Origin of the sequence: Aphanizomenon sp. UHCC 0183 (assembly GCF_009712065.1) — a bacterium.
In the GTDB taxonomy this organism is placed as follows: domain Bacteria; phylum Cyanobacteriota; class Cyanobacteriia; order Cyanobacteriales; family Nostocaceae; genus Dolichospermum; species Dolichospermum heterosporum.
The window spans coordinates 1-25,895 of sequence record NZ_VILC01000062.1 but is presented as its reverse complement, the minus strand read 5'-3'; the positions used below and the strand labels follow the sequence as shown (position 1 = coordinate 25,895).

Annotated in this window: 26 protein-coding genes; 11 read left to right on the top strand and 15 right to left on the bottom strand. The window is 38.5% G+C overall.

The features are described 5' to 3' along the window. Nucleotides 1-55: 55 nt before the first annotated feature. The 5 genes from FJR37_RS18335 to btpA form a co-directional block, all read right to left on the bottom strand. The gene (locus tag FJR37_RS18335) at nucleotides 56-505 is read right to left on the bottom strand and encodes a carboxypeptidase-like regulatory domain-containing protein (protein ID WP_168466742.1); all 450 of its coding nucleotides are present in this window, start codon (nucleotides 503-505) and stop codon (nucleotides 56-58) included. A 245-nt stretch (nucleotides 506-750) separates the two neighbouring features. Continuing rightward, nucleotides 751-1,113, bottom strand: a complete 363-nt coding sequence (locus FJR37_RS18330) for a hypothetical protein (RefSeq protein ID WP_168466741.1) — start codon at nucleotides 1,111-1,113, stop codon at nucleotides 751-753. Between the two features lie 112 nt (nucleotides 1,114-1,225). Next, the gene (locus FJR37_RS18325) at nucleotides 1,226-1,816 is read right to left on the bottom strand and encodes a hypothetical protein (RefSeq protein ID WP_168466740.1); all 591 of its coding nucleotides are present in this window, start codon (nucleotides 1,814-1,816) and stop codon (nucleotides 1,226-1,228) included. Nucleotides 1,817-2,185: 369 nt separating this feature from the next. Next, nucleotides 2,186-3,175, bottom strand: a complete 990-nt coding sequence (locus FJR37_RS18320; protein WP_168466739.1) for a vitamin K epoxide reductase family protein — start codon at nucleotides 3,173-3,175, stop codon at nucleotides 2,186-2,188. A gap of 188 nt (nucleotides 3,176-3,363) precedes the next feature. Next, the gene (gene btpA, locus FJR37_RS18315; RefSeq protein ID WP_168466738.1) at nucleotides 3,364-4,176 is read right to left on the bottom strand and encodes a photosystem I biogenesis protein BtpA; all 813 of its coding nucleotides are present in this window, start codon (nucleotides 4,174-4,176) and stop codon (nucleotides 3,364-3,366) included. Between the two features lie 921 nt (nucleotides 4,177-5,097). Here btpA and rimO point away from each other — a divergent pair. From rimO to FJR37_RS18280, 7 genes are all read left to right on the top strand, one after another. Then, nucleotides 5,098-6,453 (top strand): 30S ribosomal protein S12 methylthiotransferase RimO, encoded by a 1,356-nt coding sequence (gene rimO / locus FJR37_RS18310; RefSeq protein ID WP_168466737.1) that lies wholly within the window; start codon nucleotides 5,098-5,100, stop codon nucleotides 6,451-6,453. 65 nt (nucleotides 6,454-6,518) lie between these two features. Further along, nucleotides 6,519-8,078 carry a DEAD/DEAH box helicase gene (locus FJR37_RS18305; RefSeq protein WP_053540454.1) on the top strand — a complete coding sequence of 520 codons (1,560 nt, stop codon included), beginning with the start codon at nucleotides 6,519-6,521 and terminating at the stop codon, nucleotides 8,076-8,078. A gap of 733 nt (nucleotides 8,079-8,811) precedes the next feature. Further along, complete coding sequence (locus FJR37_RS18300; protein WP_039204636.1) at nucleotides 8,812-9,666, top strand: bile acid:sodium symporter family protein; 855 nt, start codon at nucleotides 8,812-8,814, stop codon at nucleotides 9,664-9,666. Nucleotides 9,667-9,726: 60 nt separating this feature from the next. Then, nucleotides 9,727-10,068 carry a DUF1622 domain-containing protein gene (locus FJR37_RS18295; protein ID WP_039204638.1) on the top strand — a complete coding sequence of 114 codons (342 nt, stop codon included), beginning with the start codon at nucleotides 9,727-9,729 and terminating at the stop codon, nucleotides 10,066-10,068. Between the two features lie 45 nt (nucleotides 10,069-10,113). Then, on the top strand, nucleotides 10,114-10,554 hold the full coding sequence (locus FJR37_RS18290; RefSeq protein ID WP_039204639.1) for a YidH family protein: 441 nt from the start codon (nucleotides 10,114-10,116) through the stop codon (nucleotides 10,552-10,554). Between the two features lie 621 nt (nucleotides 10,555-11,175). Further along, nucleotides 11,176-11,508 carry a DUF6883 domain-containing protein gene (locus FJR37_RS18285; protein WP_039204660.1) on the top strand — a complete coding sequence of 111 codons (333 nt, stop codon included), beginning with the start codon at nucleotides 11,176-11,178 and terminating at the stop codon, nucleotides 11,506-11,508. Between the two features lie 21 nt (nucleotides 11,509-11,529). Beyond that, on the top strand, nucleotides 11,530-11,775 hold the full coding sequence (locus tag FJR37_RS18280) for a DUF4926 domain-containing protein (RefSeq protein WP_039204641.1): 246 nt from the start codon (nucleotides 11,530-11,532) through the stop codon (nucleotides 11,773-11,775). A 15-nt stretch (nucleotides 11,776-11,790) separates the two neighbouring features. Here FJR37_RS18280 and FJR37_RS18275 read toward each other — a convergent pair whose 3' ends face one another. Both FJR37_RS18275 and FJR37_RS18270 read right to left on the bottom strand, forming a co-directional pair. Continuing rightward, a complete protein-coding gene (locus FJR37_RS18275; protein ID WP_168466736.1) occupies nucleotides 11,791-11,958 on the bottom strand; it encodes a hypothetical protein in 168 nt (55 codons plus the stop codon). Nucleotides 11,959-12,037: 79 nt separating this feature from the next. Continuing rightward, on the bottom strand, nucleotides 12,038-12,883 hold the full coding sequence (locus FJR37_RS18270; protein ID WP_039204642.1) for a hypothetical protein: 846 nt from the start codon (nucleotides 12,881-12,883) through the stop codon (nucleotides 12,038-12,040). A 1,015-nt stretch (nucleotides 12,884-13,898) separates the two neighbouring features. On the opposite strand from FJR37_RS18270, the gene FJR37_RS18265 reads away from it, so the two are divergent. Beyond that, nucleotides 13,899-16,253: an arylsulfatase gene (locus FJR37_RS18265; protein WP_039204647.1), complete on the top strand. Its 2,355-nt coding sequence runs from the start codon at nucleotides 13,899-13,901 to the stop codon at nucleotides 16,251-16,253. Between the two features lie 190 nt (nucleotides 16,254-16,443). Continuing rightward, a complete protein-coding gene (locus FJR37_RS18260; protein ID WP_152608972.1) occupies nucleotides 16,444-16,743 on the top strand; it encodes an AbrB/MazE/SpoVT family DNA-binding domain-containing protein in 300 nt (99 codons plus the stop codon). Nucleotides 16,744-16,768: 25 nt separating this feature from the next. On the opposite strand, the gene FJR37_RS18255 is transcribed toward FJR37_RS18260, so the two are convergent. From FJR37_RS18255 to FJR37_RS18230, 6 genes are all read right to left on the bottom strand, one after another. After that, a complete protein-coding gene (locus FJR37_RS18255; RefSeq protein WP_217355323.1) occupies nucleotides 16,769-17,824 on the bottom strand; it encodes an HNH endonuclease in 1,056 nt (351 codons plus the stop codon). Nucleotides 17,825-18,155: 331 nt separating this feature from the next. Next, a complete protein-coding gene (locus FJR37_RS18250) occupies nucleotides 18,156-18,377 on the bottom strand; it encodes a hypothetical protein (protein WP_168466735.1) in 222 nt (73 codons plus the stop codon). Nucleotides 18,378-18,402: 25 nt separating this feature from the next. Further along, nucleotides 18,403-18,999 (bottom strand): hypothetical protein, encoded by a 597-nt coding sequence (locus FJR37_RS18245; protein ID WP_053540464.1) that lies wholly within the window; start codon nucleotides 18,997-18,999, stop codon nucleotides 18,403-18,405. A gap of 126 nt (nucleotides 19,000-19,125) precedes the next feature. Then, nucleotides 19,126-19,536 (bottom strand): type I restriction-modification system subunit M N-terminal domain-containing protein, encoded by a 411-nt coding sequence (locus FJR37_RS18240; protein WP_096663203.1) that lies wholly within the window; start codon nucleotides 19,534-19,536, stop codon nucleotides 19,126-19,128. Nucleotides 19,537-19,577: 41 nt separating this feature from the next. Continuing rightward, on the bottom strand, nucleotides 19,578-20,039 hold the full coding sequence (locus FJR37_RS18235; RefSeq protein ID WP_168466734.1) for a PIN domain-containing protein: 462 nt from the start codon (nucleotides 20,037-20,039) through the stop codon (nucleotides 19,578-19,580). Between the two features lie 126 nt (nucleotides 20,040-20,165). Beyond that, the gene (locus FJR37_RS18230) at nucleotides 20,166-20,432 is read right to left on the bottom strand and encodes a DUF2281 domain-containing protein (RefSeq protein ID WP_168466733.1); all 267 of its coding nucleotides are present in this window, start codon (nucleotides 20,430-20,432) and stop codon (nucleotides 20,166-20,168) included. A gap of 1,080 nt (nucleotides 20,433-21,512) precedes the next feature. Here FJR37_RS18230 and FJR37_RS27065 point away from each other — a divergent pair. Together FJR37_RS27065 and FJR37_RS27780 are read left to right on the top strand one after the other, a co-directional pair. Beyond that, nucleotides 21,513-22,010, top strand: a complete 498-nt coding sequence (locus FJR37_RS27065) for a helix-turn-helix domain-containing protein (RefSeq protein WP_254434605.1) — start codon at nucleotides 21,513-21,515, stop codon at nucleotides 22,008-22,010. A gap of 28 nt (nucleotides 22,011-22,038) precedes the next feature. Beyond that, the gene (locus FJR37_RS27780) at nucleotides 22,039-23,019 is read left to right on the top strand and encodes a Mu transposase C-terminal domain-containing protein (RefSeq protein ID WP_371416137.1); all 981 of its coding nucleotides are present in this window, start codon (nucleotides 22,039-22,041) and stop codon (nucleotides 23,017-23,019) included. A 161-nt stretch (nucleotides 23,020-23,180) separates the two neighbouring features. Here FJR37_RS27780 and FJR37_RS18220 read toward each other — a convergent pair whose 3' ends face one another. Then, nucleotides 23,181-24,002 carry a DUF3800 domain-containing protein gene (locus FJR37_RS18220; protein ID WP_168466732.1) on the bottom strand — a complete coding sequence of 274 codons (822 nt, stop codon included), beginning with the start codon at nucleotides 24,000-24,002 and terminating at the stop codon, nucleotides 23,181-23,183. A gap of 89 nt (nucleotides 24,003-24,091) precedes the next feature. Beyond that, on the bottom strand, nucleotides 24,092-24,400 hold the full coding sequence (ssb, locus tag FJR37_RS27055) for a single-stranded DNA-binding protein (protein WP_371416138.1): 309 nt from the start codon (nucleotides 24,398-24,400) through the stop codon (nucleotides 24,092-24,094). Nucleotides 24,401-25,895: the final 1,495 nt, after the last annotated feature.

Here is a 25,895-nt window from a genome sequence, read left to right as displayed (position 1 = left end):
TTTGTAAGGGGGGTTGGGGGGATCTCGATTGATTCTGATACTTTTCAAACATCCTCTAAGGTAATTTTAAATTTAATTCTTGTAAAGTATTAGTATCTGCTTGAATTGTAATTGTATTAGGTTCAGCAGATTTACCATTAATTTTTAATTGATATGTTGATAATGGTAATTGTTCTAAATAGAAAATACCCGCACTATTAGTAATAGATATAACTGATGATTTAGTATTAGGATTAATAGCTTCAACTTTAGCACCAGCAATAGGGTTTCCTGTTGAATCTGTCACAGTTCCCGCTAGAGTGTAGGAAGCAACAAAAGGTATGGAAAGTTTTGTATAACTACCAGCAACTACTTCTATTGCAGAACTTACTTGAGTAGGTTTATAGTCGAGAGGATATCCAGCAGGATCTAAATCAAGACGATAAAAACCGGGAGTAAGTTTGATAAATGCACCTTGTTTTGTAATATTTGAAAAGTTAGGATTAAATTTTTTATTATTTAGCATTAATAGTAGTTCTAAATCTTGAGTATAAATCTCTTCATTATGATCACGAATACCGTTATTATTCTTATCTAAGAAGGGTTGAACAAAAATTCCCCCTTCACTGCGTAACCGCTCAAATCAAGTAAGTAGGTGAGCGTTGAAAATTGTCGTTATGGCAAGGCAAGAGGCAAGAGGCAAGAGGCAAGAGTGAAGAGGGTTTGGGCGATTTTACATTTCTTTACACAGTTTGGTTTTATTGTGTTCACCTACTTATCTCCTGGGCTAATTTTAGGACTGAAATTAGCAACTGAACCAAGTTCAATCCGATAAGAAGCACTATCGGAAGTCAGAGAAACACCATCATAACGCAAACGTAATGATAAACCGGGAATGAAAAAAGTAGCAACAGAAGCTAAAAAACCACTACCTTGAGAACCAATACCATAACCTAGATCAAAATCCCAAATAGAACGTTTATCACTTTGACGATAGGGTGATTGATATTTCCATTTTAACGTTAATAAATCATTAGCTTTATTACTATAATTGCTAGTTTCATAACCTAAATTTAAATACTCATTTCCAGGTAAATTGAAAATACCACTATCATAATTTAACTGTAATCCCATACCAGTAGAACTTGACCTAGATTAAGACCACGATTAGCACATTTAATATTTGCTAGATATCTGGTAAATATTAAATATGCGTTATCTGATTAAAATCTTTACCACCAGATATCTACTTAGCCGTAGCTGTTAGGGTTACTTTGTAGGTGTAGTTTCCCGCAGGAGGACTACCGACATCGGTACTACCAGCAATGATTTCTACAACCAAAGGCTCGCTCGTACAACCACCAATACTTAAAGGTGCAGGGGCTGAGTCAGTCCAGAGCGGAAAACCATTAGAACTACCCACTTCAGCCGATGTAAAACTGTTTCCTAAGCGAACACGAGCTTTGCGAAAACTGTCATTGAAGCCAGAAGGCGCAGCTATCCGTTGGGGGGTAGATATACTTATATAAGCACCACTAGAACAGGATATACTCACATCTGCTGTACCTGAAAACGATTTACCGCTGAAACCTGTGGAGGGACTAGGATTAGTACCAGACCCAACACTAAAGGTAAAAGCTGGGGAAATATTACCAGTGAAGTTAACATCCGCAGTCTGGGCTTGGGCTTTGGGTGTAAAAGCAACAGCACTGAGAGCAATACCACTAACTAAAGCAAGACGACGAAGATTGATCATGTTAAATCCCACGACTAGTTTTTTTATCTTTTCATTAATTCCACTTTTCCCCCAGCTAATTTGTCCATGATTGAATGGCACAACTTGCTGAAGATCACCGCACTTCCTGATATCCTCAACCTCGCTAACTAGATAATCCTCTTTTACATCAGGTGTTTTTCTAACCTCTTCAACCTCTCCATCAGATTGAATGTTAGCTAGATAACATCATAGTAATTAACTATTATGTTAATAATAAACCGTATATTTACTTAAATATATAATATTTATCTAAACTTTATATATTGGGATATCAGTTGACAAAAAGGAGGTTTTATGAGTGATTTACATAAATACTCAGTAGGTTGGGTTAAGCGACAGCGCAACCCAACAAAAGTCCGTAAATGTTGGGTAACAAGAACGTCAACCCAACCTACCTGATTTAATGATTTGTTGGATGTAGTCTTATCTCTAGCGGAAATACTTAAAGTTTTTCGGACCTGTATAACCTGTAATCTTTCCTAGTTCCTCTAGGTTTTGAACTCCGCTATAGGTTTTACCATTAATAATCCAACTTGGGAAACCTTCGATTTTTGCAGCTTTACATAATTCTGGTTTACCTTTGGGACTATCAGCAGCACACTCTACCGCAGAACTTTCACTAATGATTTTATAAGCTTCTTTACCAAAAAGTAGCTTTTGTTCGTGACAGTGCGGACACCAATAAGCCACATATTCCTTAGCACCAGATTTAACAAGATGTTGGGCTAGGGCTATTTCTGCTTCACCAGATTTAGTGGTAATTTCCCAGCCAAATTCAGGATTTGGTTGTTCTTTAGGTGTAAAAGTAATTGCTGTTGGTTTGCCATCAGTTGATTCGGTAATGTTACCTGATGGATTTACTTGAGAATAAACGCCTAAAGTGCCAATTAACGTCACCATTGCCACAATCAGAGCCGTAAATAAAAGTTGTCCAATGTCTTCCCAATCTCTACCCGTGACGGTTAGCACTAACATAGTTAATGCAAACAAGGCAGAAGCAATACAGTAAAGACAAACTGCTTTGAGTTGAAATGCCAGGACATACATTAAGTATCCACTAAAAACTGACATAGCGATCGCTCCCACAAACAGCAACCACCAAGTCAAATTTTCCCATTGTTTCTGGCTTTTATGATTTTCTCCTGAGTTCAAGGCTAAGGGAACTAAAGCCAATATAAACATCCCCATGTATGCCAATAAACCAAATAGAGGTAATGGTTGACCAAAAACCGTAGCCCAAGGACTGGAAAGGACATCCACACAACCCTTAACATTTTCTGCTGTAGTACAAGCTGGAGTGCTACCGGTCAGCTTTTCAAAAGTGAGATAACCTGTATTCAGGATACCAAATCCAGCGATGGTTGCGATCGCCGGACGTGACCATTTATGAATCCAAGGAGTAGAACGACGACGAATCATAATATTGGTAATGGGTAATGGGTAATTGGTAATTGGTAATTGGTAATTGGGGAATAGAATCTAAAGATCCTCCTCTCCTAATCATCTAAATCAAGAAAATCAAAAGAATCATAGTTTAGACAATTTCTAATCAAGAAAATCAAAAGAATCATAGTTTAGACAATTTCTAATCAAGAGAATCAAAAGAATCATAGTTTAGACAATAGAGGTCTGCGGGCAGCTTCTACAAATTGGCTGACGCGAATCGGATCTATTGGTTGCTGAATTTGACCATGACGTTTCAGAGAACTAGAAACAATCACCCCATCTGCGGCTTGTAACAAAGTCCCCACATTTTCCCAACTTGCACCACTACCGATAAACACAGGAGTACCAGCAGCCGCATTACTAGCTAGTTCCAAATCCTCTTGGTCAGGAGGACTACCAGTAGCCCAACCAGATAAAATTACCGCATCAGCCAAACCTCTTTCAATGGTATCTTTAACAGCAACCGTCAGATTAGGAGAACTCAAAGGACGGGCGTGTTTTACCAAAACATCAGCAAAAATTTTCACATCAGATCCTAATTCCCGACGATATCGTAATAATTGATGAGCTTCCCCTTCAATTAAACCTTGATCCGTTGCCATCACACCCGTAAGAACATTAATTCTGATAAATTGGGCATTAACGCAACTAGCAATAGCGATCGCACTTCTACCATCATTGCGTAACACATTTAATCCCAAAGGCACAGTAACTAAATTCTGGATGCGTTGCACAACCACAGTCATAGCGCTCACAACTGCGGGGTCAACTTGATTTTTCGTAAATGGGGCATCAAAAAAATTCTCAACGATAATCCCATCTACACCTCCACTGGCAAGGGCTGTGGCTTCTTGTTCGGCGCGGTCAATCACTGCTTTGAGACTACCTCCCCAACGGGCTGAAGTCGGAAGAGGGAGCAGATGTACTACGCCAATAATTGGCGTTCGGGTTTTAAATAACTGATATAAGTCCACGTCTTTAATTTACTTGTCACAGTCTGGAGTTCTTGTCTATCCCCACTCTCCAGACGAGGGGGTAACAAAATGGCATCAATAACTAGACAGGAAGAATCACACAAAAAAATGCAGATTCTCTAGGCATTACAGCCTTCCGCCTTTTATACTAATAATATAAGTTGCTTTAGGGAACAGAAAACAGGGAATAGATGATTAGGAATGGGTAATTAGTAATTTTTCCCATCTCCCTGCCCCTGATCCCACCTTTTTCATGGTCAAATTATTGCCTCCTCCTGAAGATATAAATTAACTTTCAACCTTCCATAAGATATGTTAAGATAGAATCTGATGACAAGAGGAGTTTGCCACTCACAAGATGCAAGGCAGCTTCCCGGCATTTAATTGCAAATGTCCGAGTAGCATTACTGCTTGATAGGCGTAGTCGCCCATGCGATTTCCCCAGTTGGGTAGCGGCTTCTCACAACAGACCTCTTGGTCGGCTTCCCAACGGGTAAATTAACAACGCCCACGCTGCGGTAATGCAAAATACCATTAAGCGAATTGTTAAAAATATAATGAGTGTCGGACTTACCCAAAGACACTTAAGATTACCCTGGGAAACAAATTAGTAGAAGTATCATGCCATGATCCTATCAACATGATAGCTGAAGGTCGTAATTTGGCTTTTACTAGTTAAAGTTGCTAGTTATATAGGTTAAATCTGGTAATTAGTAGCGGGTAGTTGGGTGGAAAAGACAACAAAAGTCAGGAGGTAGGGGCGCAGGGCCTGCGCCCAGTCAGAAATCACCGAGTAAAACCCGATTGATTTTTGATTGAAGTTTCGTGCTTCATTTACCTGCTGTATTTTTGTGATTGCATATTCCTAACCCAACGCTTGAATGTTAATTAACAAGGAAAAACGGAAGATCTATTCAAAATATGGTTGAAAAGCCAACGATTGCCATTTCTCACCTGGGCTGCGAGAAAAATCGAATTGATACAGAACATATGCTAGGGCTGCTAGTAAATGCAGGCTATGGTGTAGATAGTAACGAAGAATTAGCAGATTACGTAATTGTCAATACCTGTAGTTTTATTGAAGCGGCTCGACAGGAATCAGTAAAAACCCTAGTAGAACTAGCGGAAGCCAATAAAAAAATCGTCATTACTGGCTGCATGGCGCAACACTTTCAAGAACAATTATTGGAAGAATTGCCGGAAGCAGTAGCGGTAGTAGGGACAGGCGATTATCACAAAATCGTTGATGTCATCGAGCGAGTAGAACAGGGAGAGCGAGTTAAAGAAATTACTGCTGAACCTACCTATATTGCCGATGAAACCACACCCCGTTACCGGACAACCACTGAAGGGGTAGCTTACCTACGGGTGGCAGAAGGCTGTGATTATCGGTGTGCATTTTGTATTATTCCCCATTTGCGAGGAAACCAGCGATCGCGTACCATTGAATCAATAGTCGCCGAAGCCCAACAACTGGCAAGTCAAGGTGTCAAAGAAATAATACTCATTTCCCAAATCACCACCAATTACGGCTTAGATATTTACGGGAAACCCAAATTAGCCGAATTGCTGCGGGCATTAGGCAAAGTAGATATCCCTTGGATTAGGATGCACTACGCCTATCCCACTGGACTCACACCAGATGTAATTGCTGCCATCCAAGAAACCCCCAACTGTTTACCATACTTGGATTTGCCTCTACAGCATTCTCATCCAGAAATTCTCCGCGCCATGAATCGTCCTTGGCAAGGGCAAATCAATGATGGGATTATGGAACGGCTGAAAATTGCCCTACCATCAGCAGTGCTAAGAACCACATTTATAGTTGGTTTTCCTGGAGAGACGGAAGCACATTTTCAACATTTATTAGAGTTTACAAAACGACATAAATTTGATCATGTTGGTGTCTTCACCTTCTCACCAGAAGAAGGAACTCCCGCCTACAATCTACCCAATCAAATTCCAGCAGAAGTGATGACGGAACGCCGTAATCAACTAATGGAATTACAACAGCCAATTTCCTTCCAGAAAAATCAACAGGAAATCGGCAAAGTAGTTGATGTCCTGATTGAGCAAGAAAATCCTGAAGGTGGAGAATTAATCGGTCGTTCCGGCAGATTTTCTCCCGAAGTTGATGGTCAAGTCTATGTTAAAGGAGAGGCTAGGCTAGGAACCATCGTTAAAGTAGCAATTCAAAGTGCCGATGCCTATGACCTCTATGGTCAAGTTATCAATAGTGATAGATTATCTTCCTATCTGCTATCTGCTGTTGTATAAGACTTAATTTACAAATAAGTATCGGTTCACAAGTTCAAAATTCACAATCAAATCTAGGAGCATTAATGAATTTATCATTTCAAGAATTAGGTATTTCCCAAGAACGGGCTGAACTGTTAGCAAACATGGGTTTTTCTGAACCTACAAATATTCAAACCCAAGCAATTCCTCAACTCTTAAATGGTCGGGATGTAGTTGGTCAATCCCAAACAGGAACAGGTAAAACCGCAGCTTTTTCTCTACCAATTTTAGAAAGATTAGATCCCAGCTTAAAAGCTGTACAAGCCATAGTTTTAACCCCAACTCGTGAGTTAGCAATTCAAGTTCATGCGGCTGTTTCCCAATTTATTGGTAACAGTTACTTGAAAGCAGCGGCTATTTACGGTGGTCAATCAATTGACCGTCAAATTATGCAACTCAGACGTGGGGCGCAAATCGTTGTCGGTACACCAGGACGGGTCATAGACTTGCTAGATCGTGGTAACTTGAAATTAGATCAAGTCAGATGGTTTGTTTTGGATGAAGCTGATGAAATGTTAAGCATGGGCTTCATTGACGATGTAGAGAGAATTCTTTCTCAAGCGCCTGAAGAACGCCAAACAGCCTTATTCTCAGCGACAATGCCACCGTCAATTCGGATGTTGGTAAATAAATTTTTGAACTCACCGGTAACTGTCACCGTTGAACAACCCAAAGCCGCACCGAATAAAATCAATCAAGTGGCTTACATGATTCCCCGTCATTGGACAAAAGCTAAAGCTTTACAACCAATTCTGGAAATGGAAGATCCAGAAACAGCTTTAATCTTTGTTCGCACCCGCCGCACAGCCGCAGAATTAACCAGTCAATTACAATCTGCTGGTCATAGTGTGGATGAATATCATGGTGATTTGTCCCAACAAGCCCGGGAACGCCTATTAATCCGTTTCCGTAACCGTCAAGTACGTTGGGTGGTAGCTACTGATATTGCAGCGCGTGGTTTGGACGTTGACCAACTTTCCCACGTTATCAACTTTGATTTACCCGATAGCGTGGAAACATACGTTCACCGGATTGGTCGGACTGGTCGGGCTGGAAAAGAAGGAACGGCAATTTCCTTAGTTCAGGCATTTGAACGCCGCAAACAACAGGCATTTGAACGCCATAACCGTCAAACTTGGCAGATTCTGTCTATTCCTACCAAGGCACAGATTGAAGCCCAACATATCCAGAAGTTAAGAGGACAAGTTGCTGAAGCTTTAACTGGGGAACGGTTAGCTTCCTTCTTGCCGATTATCAGCGAGATGATTGAGGAATATGATGCTCATGCGATCGCTGCTGCTGCTTTACAAATCGCCTACGATCAAACCCGCCCCGCTTGGTTACTATCAGGAGTAGACCTACCTGTTGAAGAAAGCCCAACTCCCAAACCCAGAATCAACAAACGTGGTGATAGTGGCGAACGTGAACGCAGTTCCGGTGGTGGTCGCGGTGGTCGTTCCTCTTGGTCAAAAGAAGGTAAAGGCAACGACGACAGACGCAGCAGCGGTGGCGGTAGTCCTAAACCCAAGTTGAAAATCACTCACCATGAATCTTCTCCTAGTCCTAGTAACCACAAGTTAGGTTTACCAACAGGTAGAGAATAGATGGGTTGTCAGTGCATCGCCATAACAACCTGTTAATAAGCTGATTTTTAAAGCCACTTTCACCTACAGATTAAAACCTGCGGGCTTGAAGGTGGCTTTATTAAGTAATTGGACAAAAATATTTACAGTCATTGCGAGGGAAGGGAAGCAATCACAACCCTTGCGAACTGCTTGCAGCAGCGCTTCATTTCACTTCGTTCCCTATGGCTAACGCCACGCAACGCTTACGCAATGACAATAGACATCTCCGGTAAAGATTGTAGAGACGTTCCATGGAACGTCTCTACAGGGGTTTCATGTCACGCATATTTAATTTTCGGAGATGTCTATTGTGTAATTAATTCTGTCTCACTACTTAACATCAATTTTTGTTGGTGCAAGATGTCAGGTAGGAAGTTGGGAGCAATAAAGCTTATTACCAGAGATAGTAATAGGGGGTTGTGTTTAGAGATATCATAAGACCTTGTGGTAAGTGGGAAACTCAGTCACTTTAGTGCTGAGAGGAAAACGACTCGTGCGGTTTTAACCGCTTTTTAAGGGACTTCCAAATAAAAATATGTCCCAAAACTAACGCAAAAACTCTCTCTATTTCTTCTCTCTCTGTGTTCTCTGTGCCTCTGTGGTTCTTTTGTTCATTTATTGGGATAATTTTTTTCTTGGAAGTTCCTAAACCCTGGCGATCGCTTTATTTCGTTTCGTATCTTTCCAGGGAGCAAGTTATGTAGTGAAAGCCATGCACCATCCTTTATTGCTGATTTTCGTTAAAATCACGATTTTTTCTCTAATGTTAGCCATAGGCAGCAATCTCTGTTTTGAAGAAATGCTCTCTCTGTGGCGAAAACCGGCTTTACTACTCCGTGCGCTTTTAGCCGTTGTCGTGCTAGTTCCTTTAGTGGTTATTGTCCTGCTAAAACTGTTTAACTTACCCCCCGAAGTAATCACAGGATTAGCCTTGTTAGCGGCTTCTCCAGGTGCGCCTCTGACCACAAAAAGAGCGCAAAAGGCTGGAGGCAGATTCTGTTACGCAGCCAGTCTTCAATTAACCCTCGCCATACTTGCAGTCTGCGTTACTCCCGTCACATTGGGCATTTTTTTCAGCCTATTTCAGCATCTTGTAGAAAAAGTGACAATTTTAGAAGTCGCTAGACAGGTGATCATGGTACAGTTGTTGCCTGTCAGTATCGGTCTGTTGCTGCAAAAATTTACTCCTAAATTTGCCGAAAATATCGCCCAACCTTTAAATTTTATTGCTGATATTCTTTTATTACTGCTGGTTATTTTGGCTGGTATTTTAGGGATTCCCCTATTTTTTAAAGTTTGGGGATTACCAATGGTTGTGATTACAATCATGATAATTGTTTCTCTAGCAATAGGACACAGTTTAGGAGATCATAATGATGATACACAACCAATTTTAGCAATTTCCTGTATTGCTCGTAATGTCGGATTAGCCTTGTTTATCGCTATTTTGAATGACGTACAACAACAGGTAATTCCCACAATCATAGCTTATGTAATTTTGGGAGCAGTTCTAGGTGGTTTTTACTCAATTTGGAATAAACGCAAATTAGATCAACAACCTACTTAAATACAGTTTTTCAATTCCTCTCTCCGCCTCTGCGTCTCTGCGTGAGAAAAAAGCTCAATTATGGCATTATTTGAACAGCTAGAGAGCGGGTTAGCATTTGTTGTGACTTTGCTCAAATTCTTACTAGAATCTATTTCTGTTTTTTGTATTTTATTGGGTGTATTAAAAAGCGGAAAAATAGCAATTTCTCTAAACCATCATCATAGTCAAAACCGATTTCTGCAAATCCGGCTCAACTTTGGAATTTGGTTAGTGCTGGCATTAGAATTTCAATTAGGAGCAGATATTCTTTCTACAACCTACCATTCAACCTTTGAGTCTCTAGGAAAACTAGGAATTGTTGCCTTAATTAGAACTTTCCTCAATTATTTTCTGACTCAAGAACTCAATAAACAACAATAATAAAATTAATTATTCAGAAGTAATTTACAGGCACATCTTACCACAATGAGTCAACCACCCATAAACTTGTCTACCAAAGATTTAGCAGCAGATAGAACAGAATTAGCTAAATACCGCAGTCGAGCGGCAGCAGACCGCACATTAATGGCGTGGATACGCACCTGTCTTTCCTTAATTGGTTTTGGCTTTGGTATTCCCACCATTGTGAGAGCGATCGAAAATACTCGTATTAGTCATCATCTTAACCCAGTCAGATTTTCAGTGATTGTGGGACTGTCTTTTATTGTTACGGGAATGTTGGGAATGGTTTTAGGGTTAAGAGAACACCGTAAGTTACTTAAACAAATTCAAAGCGTTGCCCCTGGCGAGCGCAGCTATCGCTATACCTACGAAACCTCTCACAGTGCGGAAATTATCGGAGTGGCTTTACTTGTAATTGGCTTAGTTAGTTTTATTGGGGTAATAATTCGGGCAATGAATTTTTGACTTTTGATTTCACGGTGGTACTACTTCCCCTTCTCTTTTCTCTCCCGATTACGATACCAGGGATTTACCAATGCTCTATGTATGAAAATTTTTTAGGCTGATATTTTGTCATTAATACCATCGTTTGGCCAAAATGTGTTGGCTTTTTTCTCCCATTAAGTTTAGGAATAGGATAACTCCGCTGGAGAATTGTTAGACATTGCCAAAAAATTTGTGCTATATTTAACTTATTCCTTTTTTCCCACCCTAGTTCCGTTCACGCTCGAATTCTTTGCGTGTGCTTCCACAACAAACAACCAAAACAAAGGTAAGAAGGGTGGGGATTGTCAATTTAAGGATTGCAAAAGGATTTTAAGGAAGCAGCAGCATGGTCAATTCGTAGCATTCACAACCTAACTTTAAGGCTGCGCCTTGAAGAATCACTCAATGGCTGTATTGTAAATACATACAGTGGTTTAGTGTAAGTCACGATTTACTAATTTTTATGGTGGTAATTTGTGATTGAGTTGTAATGCGCGAAAAACCAGAGTGGCAAATCTACAAAATTCGCTTCTCAATTTTTCTTTTGCAGTTAACTCTCTTCAAGGGCAGTCTCCAGTAAAATTATGGAGAATGTTACCGATGAAAATCCCAAATAGCGATCGCGCAGTAATCGAACCATCTAAGCTGACTGAGTATTTACTGAATACTGAACATAAACGTGGTGGGACAAAAGCGAAATTACTACTCCAATTTGGTTATTGTCCTAATAACTGGCAACAGTTAGAATCAGATATCCGTAAGTTTCATCTAACTGTAGATGTTAATCTAATTAAAGAAACTGCTTATGGTACAAGATATGAAGTCAGCGCAAATCTGCTTACCCCTATTAACAGACCACTCCTTGTTAAGACAGTTTGGCAAATAGATACAGGTACAGACTTTCCGCGATTGATCACTTTATTTCCTGATTAGCAAGCAATATTGGAGGCTGCAATGAATTTCACTCTTTACTCAGATGTAATCTTATTGCGTGATCTTCCCGAAGACAATGTATATGCTGGCGATATTGGCACAGTAGTTGAACAACATGATGTTCCCGGACTAGAAACAGGCTACAGCGTTGAGTTTTTCGATATGCTTGGCAATACTGTAGCCATTGTTACATTGCCAATGAGTTGTTTTCGCTTGCCAACTTGTGCCGATAGACCCGCAGTCAGATTAATGGCTAATATTGCCTAGTTTACACATTCAAAATCATCCGAATCCGTTCTTTAACAACTGAGTATAAGATACAAATTGTCTCTTGCTTTTCTTTTCTTGTGCTTTTAAATCTTGATAAATTGCCTTTAAATCGTAGTTAAATTGCCGAGAATGTGCCTCTCTCGTCTGACGAATTTCTTCCACTATTGGATCTTCCCACATAAATTTTACCTCTCTATAAAGTCCTGAGTATAAAGCTATGTGGGAAGATATTATTAACAGCCACCCTTGGATTAAGAAATCAGAACCCCGCGTTTGGGTTATCTTTGTCCTTAGCGAGTAGCAGTACAAACTCTTCTAAGGACAAATTGAGTAAATCTGGTAAGTTAGTTAAAGTTTCTATCCCAAATTTAGGACTATCTTGATAGGCAATTCTTAATAACTCTTCAGCAGATATGCCGGATCTCAAAAAATAATCCACACCGTTTTTACGAATAGCATTATCAATTAATCCTCTCAGATTATTTGCCTCTTCTGGATTATTTGTTATTTTACCATTGTGGTTCAGATACAGGGATTCTTCTTTATCTTCATTGTGATCATTAGGTAGCGAAAAATCTAAAGTGAGCTTAACCGGCTCAACCTTAGTTTTGCGCTTGCTGTTATGGTATTCCACCAATACTTTTTCACCTACTAATTTGAGATGATCAAAAGTATATTCTTGCGTGAAGCAACATAAAAACTGTAAATTATAATCCTGTACAGTTGCAGCAGCTTTAGACTTTTTCCAAGGATTACCTGTGTGGACTAAATGGTTCACGGCTTCTCGTGTGATAGGCATCTCAGGATCTCGAACGTCCTCACAACCGAATAAGTCACGGGTCATCTTCATAAACAAATCATAAGACAGTCCATGTGAATCGTTATATAGGTTACGCTCGGCGATTATTTTAGACCATTTGTCTCTTACTTCAGCATAGGCATGAGTAGATAATTTACTCTGTCTTAATCTGTGTGGTTGTCCGGGTCTATTAGGTGTAGGGCTGGGATGAGATAACAGTTCTTTGGTGAGCGGAATATATGGTTTTTTTATTATTTTGACTAATAACTCGCCAAATTCTGTTTCTTTTGGTTGGTCTGTGGTCATTGTATTTTACTCCAATTAGGTTATTTGTTTCAATGGGTGATTGTCTTACTTGATGCGTTGGTCTGTAGTCAAACCTTCCCTCGGAGGTGGTCTATCAGTTGTAAAAAACAGGATTTCCCAAAATCTCTAAGTTCATCAGAATTAAAGCTACATTGAGATCCATTGGTTGCCAGAACCACACATGAACCAAATATTTTATGCTGTTTTAACGCCTCCTTTAGAAAATAACATATGTTATCAAAATTTCAAAGAAATAAGAAAAAATATTTTACTAGACAAAATGACTAGGCTAATACAGTCTGCGTCTCCAGTACCATCAGTGTCTGACGAAAAAAAAGAATTAGTGATTTTGAAGCATCAGTGATTCCTGAGTTAAAAAAAGTGGGATTATGTTTTAGCTGATCATCCTTGGATAATTAGAGAGGAATCTGAATCAAAAACCGACATTTCAGCTATCCGTATCCTCATATAGCAGTTTTATGAACTCTAAGGAATATTCTTTATCGGAGAGTTTGCTTTTCTGTAATCTATAGCCAAATGCTGGTTTTTCGTGTATAAGCAGGTCTTTTGATTCAGGGATACAAGGATTCTTAATTATCTTGATTAGAATATCCCCAAACTCAGTATTAGTCCTAGGCTGGTCTTCTGAAAGCATTTTGTATAGTTGAGCTATCTTAGGTTATGTGATTCCATTTTACACATAAGCTTTTCCTTTCTCAATTAATTTTAGTAACACAAATTCTAGGTGAGTTAATTGAGTGATGTTTTTCATAACTAAATAGCCCTTTTTGCCAAAAACCCTCTCTATTTCTTCTCTCTCTGTGTTCTCTGTGCCTCTGTGGTTCGTTTGTTCATTTATTTATTGGGATGGGATAATTTATTTACTGGAAGTCCCTTAATTAGTTTTCTTGGTATGGTAATTCAGTCCATAAATTTATAAATTACCCCCTCCTAAAGAGGATATAGAATTTCGGAGTTTTTGTTAAAAATTAAATATTCTCAAGAGGTCAGATTTATGTCTCTGCATGAATACAAACTCGGAACTACCTTCCCCGGTGTAATCGGCCGCACAGTTGATAAATCCAGTCCAGCTTGGCCAGAACCATTGCGAGCAAAAGAAAATACACCAAACGTCCTATTTATCGTCTTCGATGATACAGGATTTGGACAATTTGGAAATTATGGAAGTCCCATCAAAACCCCCAACCTAGACACACTAGCCGCGAATGGATTGCGCTACAATAATCTACACACAACGGCACTGTGTTCTCCCACCCGTTCTTGTCTGCTGACTGGGCGCAATCACCATTCTAACGCCATGTCCTGCATTACAGAAGGGTCTACGGGTTATCCCGGAGGTAATGGGAATATTCCCTTTGAAAATGGGTTTCTCTCAGAGATATTACTCCAGAAGGGTTATAACACCTATGCGTTAGGAAAATGGCATTTAACCCCATCAGACCAACTTTCAGCCGCAGGCCCCTATGATCGCTGGCCTCTTGGTCGTGGATTTGAACGTTTTTATGGCTTTTTAGGCGGAGAAACCCACCAGTATTATCCAGATTTGGTTTATGACAACCACACCGTCAAGCCAGAAAAGACCCCCGCAGAAGGCTACCATTTAACAGAAGATTTAGCAGACAAAGCCATTAGCTTTATCGCTGATGCCAAGCAGGTTGCCCTAAATAAGCCTTTTTTCATGTATTTTTGTCCAGGGGCAATGCACGCCCCCCATCATGTCCCCAAAGAATGGGCTGATGCCTATGCTGGACAGTTTGATGATGGTTGGGAAGCCTACAGAGAAAAGGTTTTTGCCCGTCAGCAAGAAATGGAGATTGTTCCCGCAGATGCCGAACTTTCTCGTCATGATCCCGATGTCCCGCACTGGGATTCCCTCCCAGCCGCCGAAAAACGGCTTTATGCTCGGATGATGGAAGTATATGCTGGTTTTTTAACCCATACTGACTACCATATCGGTCGTTTACTCGATTTCCTTAAATCTATCGGTGAATTCGAGAATACTGTCATTATGGTGATCTCGGACAATGGCGCAAGTTCGGAAGGGGGACCGACTGGTTCAGTGAATGAGAACCTGTTTTTTAACAATGTGCCAGAATCCCTAGAGGAAAATCTCAAAGCATTGGATAAATTAGGCAGTGCCGAAACCTTTAACCATTATGCTTGGGGCTGGACTTGGGCTGGGAATACGCCTTTTAGGCGGTGGAAACGGGAAACCTATCGGGGGGGAATTAGCGACCCTTTAATTGTCCATTGGAGTCAAGGTATTGAGGCTAAAGGGGAAATTCGGACTCAGTACGCTCATGCCATTGACCTTGTACCGACGGTGCTGGAATTACTGGAAATTGCACCACCGACAACGATTAAGGGTGTGACTCAATCCCCCATTGAGGGTGTCAGTTTTGCCCATACTTTTAATCATAGTACCGCCCCCACTAAGCATCTTACCCAGTATTTCGAGATGATGGGACATCGTTCTCTTTACTATGATGGTTGGCGGGCGGTTTGTCCTTGGCCTGGTCCTTCATTTACTGAAGCGGGGCAATTTTTTGGTGAGGCGATTTCGGCGGAAACTCTAACGGATTTGGATACTCATCATTGGGAACTGTATCACGTCGCCTCAGATTTTGCGGAAAATCACAATATTGCGGATGATAATCGTCCTAAGTTGATTGAGATGATTGCTACTTGGTATATTGAGGCTGGCAAGTATAATGTGTTGCCTGTAGATGGACGTGGCGTGCAACGATTTGCGGAAGAACGCCCGCAAATTGCTGTCAATCGTAGTCGCTATGTTTACTATCCTGATACTCAAGCGATTCCAGCCGGTAGTGCGGTGAGGGTGTTAAATCGTCCCCACAGTATTACGGCTGATGTGGAGATTCCCCCAGGTGGCGCAGAAGGGATATTACTGGCTCATGGGGGGAATGATAGTGGCTATTCTTTCTATGTCCAAAGTGGTAAACTGCACTGGGTTCATAATTATGTCGGGCGATCGCTCTATCATGTAGAATCTGGGTCATCTGTGCCGGTAGGTCGTCACCAGTTGCGCTTTGAGTTTAAAGTCACGGGTCAACCAGATTTAGCCAAGGGAAAAGGAACGCCAGGACGCGGCCAATTGTATATTGATGAGAAATTGGTCGGGCAGATTGATGTGCCTGTAACTACTCCCTTAGCACTAGGTTTGACCAGTGGTGTCACCTGTGGAATTGCCCCCGGTGCGCCTGTTACGCCGGATTATGAACCGCCTTTTAAGTTTACGGGTAAGATTTATAGTGTGATGGTGGATGTTAGTGGTGATTTGATTCAAGATCGGGAAGCTGAAATGCGGACTATTATGGCGCGACAGTAAGGATTAGACTGAACTTCCCCCGTGAGGATATACTAAAACGGGGGGCAAGTTCCTGGGATTGCGTTTTGTGCTGTGGTTAGAAGTGGGATGATGGTTGCTAATGCGATCGCTCCGGTACGGCAACATTTACAATAGACTTAGAGACGTTTGGTGAAAATGTCCCTACAAAAACCCATACAAACGACTAAGTATGACTTATATATCAGAAAATATGGAAATTAAAGCTTTCCCTATTCGCATAGAAAATGAGGGAAAAATTACTATTCCAGAAGATTTAAAGGTGCATCTTAGCTTAGTTACAGGTGATACGTTGACATTATTGCAAATTGGTGATGTTGTTTTACTTACTCCCAAACAGCCGCAAGTTCCACAAATTGCCGACAAAATTACAGCCATGATGGAAGATGCAGGTTTAGAACTAGGTGATTTACTTCAGGGTTTGGCAGCAGAAAGAGCCGCAATTTGGCAAGAGAAAGATAATGCTTATTGAGAATGTAAACTATGAGCGATCGCTCTCAAGACTGCCACAGGCGATCGCAGTCTGTATAATGTTTTTTTATTGCCTTTTTATCAGGTCTATCAGCTTCATTTTCAGGAAGTATAATTGTTTTTTGATAAAATGCCCGACATTGCGTTTTCATTAATTTAGGTGCAACTAAAACTTTTATAGTGTCTGGATGAATAGTAATGAGATTGAGATCGAATAAAGTATGAATATCTGCTCTAAGCAATAATCCATTAGAAGTAATATTACTATGTAATCCAAGATAGGGAATAATGTGTGCTGCTTCTAAAGCAGGTTCTACATCACAACCAGAAATAGCACATCTACCTTTGTATGCAGTGAGAAGTTTCTGACGGAATTGAGATTGTCCTTGACGACAAACTATTGATCTTAAAACTCGCTTTCTGGCATCTTCTAAATTAATAATATTTGTATTGAAAAAATCTTGATCAAGTTCTTGCCGAATATTTATTAGTTTTATGATATCTGAATTGCGATACTCTTGGATAAAATTCTCTACTTTTTGGCGAAACTCTATAATATCTTTTTCTTCACTATCAGCATACCAAATATTTGATTGTCCTATACCACCCTTTATTTGTTGCGATCTTGGAACTTGTAAATTCCTTTTCTCAATAGGTAAACATACACAATCTTTTACTTTTGCTGTAACCCGATAACCTAAATGGGTATCTTTAAAAATTCTATTAGAATTAGGTGGTGCTTGTTGATAATTCCGATAAACAGTTGAGTTTTCATACCAACCTATAACCCAAGTACCATTTTTATCTGGATTTGGTGCTACCCAAACAGATAAAACATCATAAACTAAATTTTGCTTTGCTGCATCTAATCTATCAATATTTATTTTTCTGTCTAAATAGTTACCTGTTCCACCAGGCTGAACGTAACCATACATATAATCATTAAAAGCCTGAAAATTAAAAATTTCATGTCCGTATTTATTGTCATCAATAAACTCACCACCTCCCTCAATATCATCATCAGTAGTAATACCTTGATAATGTTTCATCCATCCAATGTTAAAAAAAACAGTTTTTCTCATATTATGCTTCTTTTTTTAGAATAGGATTTACGCAAGATGTGAGTATACATCAGTATACCATTTTCAGTATATCCCTCACTGGTATCCAGAAATTTTCCCACAGTGGTTAGATAGAATTCAATAAAATCAAATCCCTACCACATCTCGTTCCTAGTCTCTGACTAGGAATGCAGTTGATGAGGCTCTGCCTCTAATATCATTGAAGGCAGAGCCTTCTAGAATTCATTCCCAGTCAGAGACTGGGAATGAGACGACTTGAGTTCTTTGCGGGATAGATGTTTTACCTTAAGTTGACACCAATGAACCTCTTGCTTTACCCCTACCTTTAGAATCAAACAATCAAGCCGTTTTGAGTATAAATAGCATAGGTATTTTCATCAATTTGGAGATTTTCCCGTTCTGTTTCCGCTTGAATACGTTCCTTGGCAATTTCTTCGAGTTTCGCTAATGCTTCTGTTGCTTCAATTTGCCTATCTTCAAACTGCTGGCGAATTTTTTCAGCGCGATCGCCTATGGAAATCAAAAAAGGTGATTTTCGACTTTTATCCTCCACATCTTTAAATAATGCTTTGCTAAAATTATTTTACACCACTAGACAAAATTCCCAAAATCTTATTGACATCATTTAAAAAATATTCAGCCAAATCAATCTGCACCAATTCACCTGATAACCTTAAAAACTTCCAAATTTCTCCTGTAGTTACCACCCCATAAATTTCTGTAATTTGATTTTCCTCCCGTTCATTAAATAACCTAGCTGCATACATTTCAGCGATACATTGTCCCAAACCTCCTTTAATATTTTCCTTCTTCGCTTCCACAATAATAATCACAGGTGTATTAATCAATAAAAACTCAGGAGAACGACTAATTAAAAAATCACAATTTCCATTTAAACCCTGACTAGGTTCAATATTAAATTCCACACCCGAAAACAAACTAATTTGATTAGCAAACTTTTTAGTTAATTCTAATAAAATCGGGGTAATAATCATCTCAGAACGAGATTTTTCCGTATTACTAGCCAAAGCAACCGGTACATTATAGGCTAAAGTTTCCTGTAAATATTCACTAACTGGTAATGGTGCAACTTCAGAAAAAATATTGTCTCTGCTAGAAATATTCAGATGTAGATTTTTCTTAACAGTTTCTAAAGTAAAATCACTATAAGACATATATTGTCCTCCTCAACTTAATAACCTAAATTCAACTTAACCAAAACCTCATCTAAATCCTTATCAGCCCATTCTCTTGCTTGTCTTACTGCTGCTAAAGTAGTTATTCACTCCCCCCCTCTAAAATTATCGAAACCCTTGATCTCTCGTTAAAGATAGGGGGGGTGAACAGTTACCTGCTAAATCTGCTAAAATATCACCAATTTCACGATCAGCATTGGCATTTTTCAACCCCAAATGATGAGGACTGATAACTTCAATTAAATCCGATAATCTATCATCATCTAAAACACGCTGATCATGTTGTTTTTCGTTGTAGTCTTTTAGGGTCAATATACCCGATAAATTCTTATTAAAACCAGCTATTTTTCGCATAGCTGTAGTTATAAATTCTCCTAAACCCTCTTTAGGATGAAAACGAATTTTCTCCCAATTATATTGTTGAGGAATATAGTATCTAGTACAGGTTGGCGTAAATGACATGACCATTAAAAGCTCGGAAAATTTGATAGACTGCAAGGCTTGAAAATGGTTCATTCACTTACGCCGTAGATTTCCAACCAGGAGGTAATTCTATTTTATCCATTTTTACCACCTGCCAAAAAATCACTCAAAACTAAAATTGGTAATTCTGTTACTCGTTTCAATTGAATATCATTCGTTAAAAATACATCACACTTAGCCACAATAGCCACAGAAATTTGTAAAGAATCTAATAAAGCCAAATTATATTTAGCTCGTAATTGAGAGGCTTGTTTAGCAATTAATTCATCAATTTGAATAAACTCAACATTTACACCAGAAACAATCAAATCAATAAAATCCTCTTTTAGTTCAGTTAATCCTAAACGATAAGGATAAACTAAACACTCAGATAAAGTGATAGGAGAAGTAACAGCACTCAGCAAACCTGAATCAAGATTCTCAAATACATAATTAACTAACGATTGATATTGAGGATTATTCTCAACATAATAAATTACTGGTGCAGTATCCAGAAATAACTTTTTACCCTGAATTAAATGATCTTCAATCTTCATAAGTAGGTGAGCGTTGAAAATTGTCGTTATGGCAAGGCAAAAGGCAAGAGGCAAGAGGCAAGAGTGAAGAGGGTTTGGGCGATTTTACATTTCTTTACACAGTTTGGTTTTATTGTGTTCACCTACTTAGTTACTTCTTAAATGTAATTCTCTATTTTCCGTCTCCTCTCTTCTATTTCTTGACACCCAAATTTGAGCATCTTCACCAACTAAACGATAAGGTGCTTTACCTTTAATATCTCCCCATTTACGGCGTTTTTTTGGCTCTACATCCTGCTTTTGTCTCTTAAATTGCAAAAAATCAATAAAATTTAATACCTCTTCCTGTTGTTCCGGTGTTAAATTCTGGACTCTATCTAAAATAGATTCTTGTTTTTCCACAGCTTGAGTCATAACTAAAAAACCTCATAACTCCTAAAATTATTTTACACCACTGGATAAACTTCCCAAAATCTTTCTCGTTCCCATACTCTGTATGGGAATGAATTCTAGAAGGCTCTGCCTTCAATGACATTAGAGGCAGAGCCTCTGTAGAACATTCCCAGTCGAAGACTGGGAACGAGATATGATTAAATCATTTACCTAAATTCAACTTAACCAAAACCTCATCTAAATCCTTATCAGCCCATTCCCTCGCTTGTCTTGCTGCTGCTAAATCTGCTAAAATATCACCAATTTCACGATGTACAAACTTCTCACTAATATCTACAAATGGGGAAGGACTAATGTCGCTTGCCAGATTAAATGACCACTTGGCAAATTAATGTCCACAAAAATATTAAACCCTAAACCCTTATATAGTAAGGGTTTTGCTATTTTAGCCTATATTTAGCCTCTTCAACATCAATTGACAAAATAGCTGTCCGAGTTTAAATACTTGACAAATTAATTGTCCTCTATTGAAAATCTCTATTCTTCCAATCTTTACTTTACTTGACAAATTAATTGTCCTCCGATAGAGTATAATTCAACTATGTTTGTAATAAACATATATGCTAGAAACACAAGGTCAGTAACCCAGCCCTAAAGGGACTGGGCTTGCAAGAGTAATCAAGCAAGCCGTACTGACCAGACCACCCTGAGTTTACTCTCATGGTAGCCGTTATTTGAGTCACGACACCCCGGAATGCGTTGCTAGTTCCCTGCTCTGTCGCTTGTGATTAAACAGTTCTAAGGTCACTGGAACAGTGTTGCAAGCTCAAGCAAGCTCTTATAACAGGTCGTTCGCGCCAGCGTGCCGGAGGCATCTAGCTAACATTACCCCAGAAATGGGAGTTGGTTTCCAGATTCCAATCAAAAATCTGGTTTCAATTTTAATATCCACAGCGGTTAAAACCGCTCGTGTCGTTTCCCTCTCAGGTCTAAAGACGCGCTCGTTTCCCACTTACCGGGTGTTCTTATGATAAACCCAATAACGATGAAGTAGAAGATAGCGAGATTATCACTCAACTATCCACAGGTGATAAAGAACTATTGGAACTAATCCAGAAATTACTTGAACCATGCGATCGCACAACTTACGGAGAAAGACAAAGGGAGGTAGCAGCAAAACTAGGTAAATCAGTCCGAACAGTCCGCAGACTGGTTAAAAAATGGGAAGAACAAGGTTTAGCCGGACTGCAAACCACTCAACGTGCTGACAAAGGTAAACACCGCATAGATTCTCAGTGGCAAAAATTCATCATCAATACCTATAAAGAAGGTAACAAGGGTGGCAAGCGAATTACTCCCCAACAGGTTGCTATCAGAGTACAAGCAAAAGCAGCGGAATCGGGTGATGAGAATTATCCCAGTGATAGAACCGTTTATCGAGTTCTACAACCGATTATTGAGGAACAAGAGCAAAAAGCAGGTGTTAGAAATCGTGGTTGGCGCGGTTCTCGATTATCACTGAAAACCCGTGACGGACTAGATTTATCAGTGGAATACAGCAATCATATCTGGCAGTGTGATAGCGTAAGCGCTCCGTAGGAATCATACTCGTGCTGATATTTTACTGGTGGATAAACACGGTGAACTTTTAGCTCGTCCTTGGCTGACAACAGTGATAGATACTTACTCCCGGTGTATCATAGGCATTAATTTAGGTTTTGACTCACCAAGTTCTCAGGTTGTAGCTTTGGCTCTGCGTCATGCCATATTACCTAAAAAATATGGATCAGAATACGGACTACATGAAGAATGGGGAACTTACGGGAAGCCAGAACACTTTTTCACTGATGGGGGTATTAATTTTAAATCCAACCATTTGCAACAGATTGGTGTGCAGTTAGGATTTGCTTGCCATCTCCGAGATTCCTACGGAGCGCTTCGCTATCGCCCCAGTGAAGGCGGTATTGTCGAACGTCCCTTTGGTACATTGAATACTGATCTATTTTCTACTTTACCAGGATACACAGGTTCAAATGTTCAGGAACGTCCAGAGGAAGCGGAGAAAGAAGCTTGTTTAACTTTACGAGAATTAGAACGTCTATTGGTAAGGTATCTCGTAGACAAATATAACCAAAGTATTGATGCTCGTTTAGGAGATCAAACTCGTTATCAAAGGTGGGAAGCTGGGTTAATTGTTGCCCCCAATTTAATCTCAGAAGAAGATTTGCGTATTTGTTTAATGAAACAAACTCGACGCTCGATTTACAGGGGTGGATATCTGCAATTTGAAAATCTGACATATCGGGGTGAAAATCTGGCTGGTTACGCAGGGGAAAGCGTGGTGTTGCGATTTAACCCCAAAGACATTACAACTATCTTGGTTTATCGCCAAACAGGTTCTCAAGAAGAATTTTTAGCTCGTGCTTATGCTCAAGATTTGGAGACTGAAGAATTATCTCTGGATGAGTCTAAAGCCATGAGTCGCAGGATTCGACAAGCAGGTAAAGAGATTAGCAATCGTTCGATTTTAGCTGAAGTAAGAGACAGAGAAACTTTTGTTAAGCAAAAGAAAACCAAAAAGGAACGCCAAAAAGAAGAACAGGTTTAAGATATTGAGAGCGATCGCTTGCTATTTTATGGTACATATTAACCACAATATTGGTTTTAATTCATTACATTATTTGCAAGTTTTTAATATCAATGATATAATATAACTGTGGGTGAACGTCGGCTTCATGCCGTGTGTTTAAGTGGCTTGTCTACTTAAACCTAGCCCACAAACCATTTAAGTTTATCCAATGATAGCGGGTTAGAATCGGTGTACCACTCTCCATAGTTCTTATTTCGCCGATCATCTAAATCCATAATCATCCTGTATTTTTGAGCAAGTGGCATAAAATACTTATCTTCTTGACGTTCATATAATCTTTGTAAAGCCCATAAATAGTAATCAACAACTTGTAACCCTGCATACTCTGATGGGTAAGCTGGTTTAATAATAGTTGTACTATCGGAAGATATTTTCCATTTTGTTTCAAAATTTCTTTTTGCTTGATTAATAGCTTGTTGTAGTGCTTCTTCTCGTGCAGTTTTACCACGTCTAGCAAAAACGATATGATTAATATTTGCTTTATGTAATCTATCTTTAAATAGTCTTTTTACTAGATCATCATATATATCATCTTGATTTGTCTTTTTGCTCAAAGTTTCATAAGTTTTTTGAGTAGCTACTGCTAATTCTGCTTTGTATCTGATAGCTACATACATTTTAATTTCAAAGGTTTGCATTAGTTTAAATACTTCCATTCTGACATCTTGATGATCGTCTTTTGCATGAAAGGTAATTGCTGTTTTGTTGGCGGAAGGTTGCATTGAGGGAATGTCTTTAAAGCGCGGATCACAACAAAGTTGTTTTCTGAGTTCTGCAAGTTCTAAAATTACTTTTTCTGGTTGGAAAATTTGGGCTACACCTACCATAAAAAATTTAGATGCTCCTGGTTCTCCTACTATAATTCTGCCTTTTCTGTCAAAAAATGTTAAGTCTCCTGCTTCATCAACAAAATAATGATTAGTTTTTTCTTGTTCTGTCATGTGGTTTAGATAAGTTTACCATAACAATTATTAGATGATTTTAACAAAGGTTGTAGAAAATAGGAAATTCTTGATAATTAATTTTGGTATTAATCATATAAATGCAATTTTTCTACTTGAATTATAGGTGTTTCACTATTAGCCTTTGTTTTATCATCCCATATTCCAAAAATCAAAGATCCTTGAACAGCAATTAGCCTACCTTTGCGTACATAGTTCTTTGCAATGTCGGCCGTGTTTCCCCAGAGCTTTAAGTTAAACCAATCAGGTTTATCATCATTTTTATTACGACGGTTCACAGCTAAAGATAAATTACATCTTATATTTCCATCAAAATATCTAACATCTGGATCTCCGCCTACTCTACCTACTAAGTTGACGACATTTAAACCTAGAATATCTACAGGCTTTTCTTCAGTTCTTTTCTTGTATTCAGAACAATCTTTTTTACAACATTTGCATTTGGGACAAATTAGATACTTACAAGTATCACTCTTACATATATTATTTTTACCAGGTTCTTCATTTCTGATGATATGAGGATATCCACAGTTACCACAATAGGCTAAAATTCTTACTTTTTCATGACTTCCTAATTTTGTTCCTTGTAATAATCCTCTACCTTGAAAGTAAAATTTTACAAACTCATTTAATTTCAGATTTTCTCTGCCACTATGTAAAATATTTAAAGTTTTACAAAAATTTATAATTGTTGGTGATTGTTCAGGAAAATTAGGATGTTGATCTTTAACAGGATCATATATTTTCAAAGGATGTGGATCTTCATTGTAATTTTTGTGAGTATATAAAATTTTTAAATATTGTAGAGGATCATAATCTTGATTATTGCCATCACTACGAATCATACTCAGAAAATGTCTGAGTATAGCTAAAAATATATGAGGTAATTTAATTCTTTGATATTTAATAATAAGAATACTATCAATAAATTTGCATTTCCATTCAGACAATTTTTTTCTCCAGTTATTAGGTAATTCTCTTTGAGCAGCAAGAAATAAAGGTAAAGCATTATATTGATTTTCTATTAAGTTAAATTTTTGATAGTCTTCATATTCATCATATGATGGTATTTCCTCATTAGTTAAGTTTCTAAATTCTTCGATGATATTTAGTTGGTTAATATAAAAATCGTCATCATAATCAAATAACCAGTGAGGATAATAAGGCTTATCTCCTTTATTACTAATATTAATATCTAGGTTTTCCCCTGAAAACAATCTTTCAAGTTCACTAATATCACATTTATCAAAAGTTCCCAGTATCTTAATTTGCTCAGAATTGCAAATATCTTGATTTTGTTTTTCTATAGCTTGTATAATATCATTTTTTGTGATGTTTTGATTTTGAGATTTTTTAGCTAAATCGTCTTTGATGTTTTCTTCTAATTCTATTTTTTGTTCCTCATTCAATTTATTAGCACAGTACCATATTATATGTATATATTTCTTGGACTTCTTGGATTGATAATCATTCTGATCTAGAAGAGGGGAAAGAACTCCTATAATTTTAATATCTTGTTCACGATATTCCTTTAATTTTCTAACACAAAATGAGGAGTAAACCTTTGAATTTTGAGATGATCTAGCATTTTTAACATCTAAATATATAGGTTGTTTTTCTTTTGTGATTCTAATATCATATTTTTCCCAATCACCACCATAAGGATGTTCAACTTGTTTAATCGAAATATCTTCTACATCATATCCAATAGATTTATAGTATTCTAATACTAAATTTTCAGCACCACGAGCAGCAACCATTTTTACAAATTCATTATCATTATTTTTGTATATCCATTTTTTAATCAATTCTTGTTCATCTTGATTTAAAGAATATAATTTTTTCCAATTACCATATATATGTTCTATATGG

What these genes read in the sequence shown, in the direction of transcription:
- FJR37_RS18335 (WP_168466742.1), bottom strand. Translation starts at nt 505, where the DNA reads ATGCTAAATAATAAAAAATTTAATCCTAACTTTTCAAATATTACAAAA.
- FJR37_RS18330 (WP_168466741.1), bottom strand. Translation starts at nt 1,113, where the DNA reads ATGGGATTACAGTTAAATTATGATAGTGGTATTTTCAATTTACCTGGA.
- FJR37_RS18320 (WP_168466739.1), bottom strand. Translation starts at nt 3,175, where the DNA reads ATGATTCGTCGTCGTTCTACTCCTTGGATTCATAAATGGTCACGTCCG.
- rimO (WP_168466737.1), top strand. Translation starts at nt 5,098, where the DNA reads ATGGTTGAAAAGCCAACGATTGCCATTTCTCACCTGGGCTGCGAGAAA.
- FJR37_RS18305 (WP_053540454.1), top strand. Translation starts at nt 6,519, where the DNA reads ATGAATTTATCATTTCAAGAATTAGGTATTTCCCAAGAACGGGCTGAA.
- FJR37_RS18300 (WP_039204636.1), top strand. Translation starts at nt 8,812, where the DNA reads ATGCACCATCCTTTATTGCTGATTTTCGTTAAAATCACGATTTTTTCT.
- FJR37_RS18295 (WP_039204638.1), top strand. Translation starts at nt 9,727, where the DNA reads ATGGCATTATTTGAACAGCTAGAGAGCGGGTTAGCATTTGTTGTGACT.
- FJR37_RS18290 (WP_039204639.1), top strand. Translation starts at nt 10,114, where the DNA reads ATGAGTCAACCACCCATAAACTTGTCTACCAAAGATTTAGCAGCAGAT.
- FJR37_RS18285 (WP_039204660.1), top strand. Translation starts at nt 11,176, where the DNA reads ATGAAAATCCCAAATAGCGATCGCGCAGTAATCGAACCATCTAAGCTG.
- FJR37_RS18280 (WP_039204641.1), top strand. Translation starts at nt 11,530, where the DNA reads ATGAATTTCACTCTTTACTCAGATGTAATCTTATTGCGTGATCTTCCC.
- FJR37_RS18275 (WP_168466736.1), bottom strand. Translation starts at nt 11,958, where the DNA reads ATGTGGGAAGATCCAATAGTGGAAGAAATTCGTCAGACGAGAGAGGCA.
- FJR37_RS18270 (WP_039204642.1), bottom strand. Translation starts at nt 12,883, where the DNA reads ATGACCACAGACCAACCAAAAGAAACAGAATTTGGCGAGTTATTAGTC.
- FJR37_RS18265 (WP_039204647.1), top strand. Translation starts at nt 13,899, where the DNA reads ATGTCTCTGCATGAATACAAACTCGGAACTACCTTCCCCGGTGTAATC.
- FJR37_RS18260 (WP_152608972.1), top strand. Translation starts at nt 16,444, where the DNA reads ATGACTTATATATCAGAAAATATGGAAATTAAAGCTTTCCCTATTCGC.
- FJR37_RS18255 (WP_217355323.1), bottom strand. Translation starts at nt 17,824, where the DNA reads ATGAGAAAAACTGTTTTTTTTAACATTGGATGGATGAAACATTATCAA.
- FJR37_RS18245 (WP_053540464.1), bottom strand. Translation starts at nt 18,999, where the DNA reads ATGTCTTATAGTGATTTTACTTTAGAAACTGTTAAGAAAAATCTACAT.
- FJR37_RS18240 (WP_096663203.1), bottom strand. Translation starts at nt 19,536, where the DNA reads ATGAACCATTTTCAAGCCTTGCAGTCTATCAAATTTTCCGAGCTTTTA.
- FJR37_RS18235 (WP_168466734.1), bottom strand. Translation starts at nt 20,039, where the DNA reads ATGAAGATTGAAGATCATTTAATTCAGGGTAAAAAGTTATTTCTGGAT.
- FJR37_RS18230 (WP_168466733.1), bottom strand. Translation starts at nt 20,432, where the DNA reads ATGACTCAAGCTGTGGAAAAACAAGAATCTATTTTAGATAGAGTCCAG.
- FJR37_RS18220 (WP_168466732.1), bottom strand. Translation starts at nt 24,002, where the DNA reads ATGACAGAACAAGAAAAAACTAATCATTATTTTGTTGATGAAGCAGGA.